The sequence below is a fragment of the Methanobrevibacter sp. UBA188 genome, assembly GCF_905234905.1.
Taxonomy (GTDB): Archaea; Methanobacteriota; Methanobacteria; order Methanobacteriales; family Methanobacteriaceae; genus Methanocatella.
In genome coordinates this window covers 1-3,505 of the sequence record NZ_CAJOJM010000081.1, presented here as the reverse complement: position 1 = coordinate 3,505, position 3,505 = coordinate 1, and the positions used below count along the sequence as shown (strand labels likewise).

The 3,505-nt window shown below is 33.3% G+C and carries 6 protein-coding genes; 3 read left to right on the top strand and 3 right to left on the bottom strand.

All coding sequences use genetic code 11. The features are described 5' to 3' along the window. The coding region (locus tag QZ143_RS09455; protein ID WP_292883587.1) for a DUF447 domain-containing protein at nt 1-426 on the top strand (426 nt) is incomplete at its 5' end. A gap of 140 nt (nt 427-566) precedes the next feature. Here QZ143_RS09455 and QZ143_RS09450 read toward each other — a convergent pair. The 3 genes from QZ143_RS09450 to QZ143_RS09440 all read right to left on the bottom strand — a co-directional run bounded on the left by QZ143_RS09450 (nt 567) and on the right by QZ143_RS09440 (nt 1,771). Beyond that, nucleotides 567-725, bottom strand: a complete 159-nt coding sequence (locus tag QZ143_RS09450) for a HepT-like ribonuclease domain-containing protein (protein ID WP_292609331.1) — start codon at nt 723-725, stop codon at nt 567-569. Between the two features lie 148 nt (nt 726-873). After that, on the bottom strand, nt 874-1,314 hold the full coding sequence (locus tag QZ143_RS09445; RefSeq protein WP_292609327.1) for a hypothetical protein: 441 nt from the start codon (nt 1,312-1,314) through the stop codon (nt 874-876). Next, nucleotides 1,307-1,771, bottom strand: coding sequence for a DUF3990 domain-containing protein (locus tag QZ143_RS09440; RefSeq protein WP_292883584.1), 465 nt, complete (start codon nt 1,769-1,771; stop codon nt 1,307-1,309). The genes QZ143_RS09445 and QZ143_RS09440 overlap by 8 nt, the downstream gene beginning before the upstream one ends. Before the next feature lie 185 nt (nt 1,772-1,956). Here QZ143_RS09440 and QZ143_RS09435 point away from each other — a divergent pair, with 185 nt between their 5' ends. Both QZ143_RS09435 and QZ143_RS09430 read left to right on the top strand, forming a co-directional pair. Next, nucleotides 1,957-2,508: a hypothetical protein gene (locus tag QZ143_RS09435; RefSeq protein WP_292609323.1), complete on the top strand. Its 552-nt coding sequence runs from the start codon at nt 1,957-1,959 to the stop codon at nt 2,506-2,508. A gap of 311 nt (nt 2,509-2,819) precedes the next feature. After that, on the top strand, nt 2,820-3,416 hold the full coding sequence (locus QZ143_RS09430; protein ID WP_292609321.1) for a hypothetical protein: 597 nt from the start codon (nt 2,820-2,822) through the stop codon (nt 3,414-3,416). Nucleotides 3,417-3,505: the final 89 nt, after the last annotated feature.

Genomic DNA, 3,505 nt, shown 5'->3' with positions numbered 1-3,505 from the left:
ATAAATTTCGTAAATTCAACCATCGGAAACCTTGATATTGGAGAGTTTACAGACGATGTTGACATTGCAATACTGAAAAATGCAGAAGCATATGTCATTTGTGATGTCACAGACATCAGAAAGATGGATCCGATTAAAGACCATGTAACATCAAATGGAGAAGCTTATATCATAACTAGTGATGTTGTAGAAATCGTCAAAAACCATCCGTGTGCAAAAGCTTTAAACCGAGGAGTATTCGCCCTTCTGGAATGCCTTACAAACTATACTCGGCTGGACCTAGTAAGTAAGCAGCAGCAGGATTATTTCATCGGAAGGTTTAATGAAAACAATCGCATGATTAAGAGAGTTTCAGGGTCTGATACGATAAAAGCAATGGAGATTCTTAAAAACAGCATGATAGAAAAGGGTTTTGATGTTGAATAGTGCTTGTTTTTAGTTCATGGAGTGATTGGACTTTGCATTAGCATGGGTTATAGCGCTTGTGTTAATCTTTAATTATTTTTTTAATTTTTCATAGTTTACAGTCAAATAGATGAGTATATAAATTACAGTTCACTGGCTTATCATTCATTCAATATTTTTTCTACATATTTTTTTAGTTCAGGCACATCAACTTTAATCGCATCCCAAAGCAAATCAAGAATAATTCCTTCATAATGATGTGCATGGATAACTCTCATGCCTATAAATCCACTCCAGCCAATATCAGAATGTTTTTGTATGAATTCATTGGATAATCGATTAATTTATTATATATTTTAAGAATTGAAGCTATCGCTCTGATAATTTAAGGGGATGTTTGAATATAATATTAATTGTGAATGGATAATAAGTATAATAATCACAAAGTATTCTTTTATATAATTGGATTTAAGAAATAATTATTTCTCCATCTTTATAACATTCAGTCAAGTATTCTCTTGATTGGTAATATAAATCTGAGTTGAAATTCAGTATTTTTTCAGCCAGCCATGAGGAGTATACTTCTCTTATCCCATCAAAGACTTCTTTTTCGCTATAGTTGTCTTCAATTAGTCTTTCAAATACTTCTCCGATTTCCCAGTAATCTGGAACATTGTATTTGCATGTTGAAATATTGTCAAATTCACCGGCGGGAATGTTGTTTCGGTTTATGAAATCATCAGCCACTTTTTCAATTGGTTCGCAGTGAAATACGTCTTCATAGTCATATATTCTTTCCAAATCTTCACCTAAGTATTCAATAACATCTTTACGATCATTTTTTGTCTGTCTAGATATGAATTCAATCAAACTGCAGGTGTAAAACAGGGAATTGTTATTTTTATCCATGAACTTTCCTCCCTTCTTTAAATGTTATTGTTCCAAGTGCCTTTTCTGTGTTGAAGCAGATTTGATGAGTTGGATATCTGAATTTCGCCAATACCCAAAATGCCTCTCTTGAGATTTTACCATCCTGAAATTCCTGAATGTAGTTGTAAATTGTATCGTCTGCCATTGGACCTTCGACAATATCCCATTCATGTGGTATTCCGCTTCTGCAGGCTATTATGAAATCCAACCATTCTTCTGTCATCTTTTCAAACTTTAGAATTTTCAGTGAATCATCAGGTTCATATTCGTATACATTGACTATTCCTTCACCAAATCTTGTTGCCCAACGGATTGCCTGCTGTTCCATAATTGTACAGTAAAATCCAAAGTAAAAGTCTTTATTGTATTTTTCAATTCTAATTTCAGGTTGTTTGACAATTACTGTACTTCCATGATAGATTTCCATAAGTATCATGCCTCATTATAATCTATTTTCAATACTAATTTTTGTTTTTCTTATTTAATAAGTTTTTAGATGGTTAATTTTAACAAAATAGATAAGTATGCAAATATCAGTTTATATGTCTTTAAAACTTATTAAATGTTTTAAGTAAAAACATTAGATTTAAGATTTTTTGTATAATTTGCAGTTTCCTTTTATTGAACTACCTCGACTTTGGTGAAGTCGAGGAGTTCAACGGTGTTGCAATAAGCATGATTTACAATTATTTTTCCGTAGTGCTGGAAGTTCTCACCAAGATTCCAGCTGATTTAATATCAATATTCCTATTTGCCAACGGTATAGCTGCAGTTTGCGGAACAAGTCTTTTTGGATATTTCATTGGCAAAAGGAACAATCTTCCAATTGTGCTATATCCGATTGTTTTTGCAGTTGTTGTCATATTTTTAGGCCTTGGAATTAAAGTTCCTGGATTCACATTCGTACAGTTAATCCTTTTCGGCATTATGGACGGTTCAATGCATACGATTTCCCAATACTGGTTGGGCTCATCAATAAGGGAAGCCCCTGAATTTGCAAACGAAGCATACCTCTTCATCAACAACATGAACAGGGCAGTTGGAACATTTATAGGAGGATTATTCATCGATGAAAAAGCAGGGCTTTTGCTTATCCTCACATCAGTGGCATGTTTCATTTTGGCATGTCCGACAGCATTATACAGGATTAGGAAATTTCCAAATTTGAAATAATGAAAAAATCCTCTTTTTAGGGTCGTTTTAATAATAATCATCGCTTAAGGCCAGTACACAGCCGTCCTTTTTGATGAAAAATTCGCCTGCTGGCTTGTTTGGAAACTTTATCGGATTTCTTTTGGCAAGTGAAAGGTATTCATGCTCTATTGCTTATAGTTTCTTGTCTACTTGGCCGTTTATTCAACTGTTTTTGGAAAAAATTATCAAAATATCATCTTGTTTTGATTATTTACATATTGTTTTCATTGTAGAAAATATTATTATCTAATTTGTGTATAAATAGTATTAGTTTAATGGGAGGAACTTATATGGAAAGCAAAAATATCATTATAATATTGATTGTTATAATTGTCATTCTTGCTGCTGCAATCGGATTTATGGTATTAAAGCCGATGCATGCCAAGGAACCGACAAAAATCAAAGTCGATAGTAATAAAACTTTATATGAAGGAGATAATTTGTCAGTCAAGCTGACTGATTTGAATAAGACTCCACTGTCCAAGCAAAAGGTCAACATTACAGTCAAAAACAGTAAAGGAAAGGTTGTGGCCAATAAAACCGTAAAAACAAACTCCAAAGGTAAGGCGAAACTGGATTTGAACTTGAAGAAAGGAAAATACGATGTCAATGTTACTTATGGTGGAAATGAAAACTACACTGGAAACAATACAACACAAAAATTGACTGTCAAAGAAAAAGAGAAGGTTGTAGAATCACAGCCAACCCATTCAACTGATACTTATATTGAAAGAACAGAAGGAAACTTTAAATATGGTTATAAGGATGGAAGATATGGGTTCTGGACTCCGAGCGGAAATTTCATAGAGGATAAGAGCCGTGCAATCAGCGGAGAAGATCCGAAGGAACCGTTCATGAGAGATGGTGATTTCTATTCTCAACTGTAATCTGATGAGATTATTCTGAATGAACCAAATTTATACTAACAGGATCAATACATGGGAGACATAATATGGAGAACAAAAACTTAATAATA

What these genes read in the sequence shown, in the direction of transcription:
- QZ143_RS09445 (WP_292609327.1), bottom strand. Translation starts at nt 1,314, where the DNA reads ATGGATAAAAATAACAATTCCCTGTTTTACACCTGCAGTTTGATTGAA.
- QZ143_RS09440 (WP_292883584.1), bottom strand. Translation starts at nt 1,771, where the DNA reads ATGATACTTATGGAAATCTATCATGGAAGTACAGTAATTGTCAAACAA.
- QZ143_RS09430 (WP_292609321.1), top strand. Translation starts at nt 2,820, where the DNA reads ATGGAAAGCAAAAATATCATTATAATATTGATTGTTATAATTGTCATT.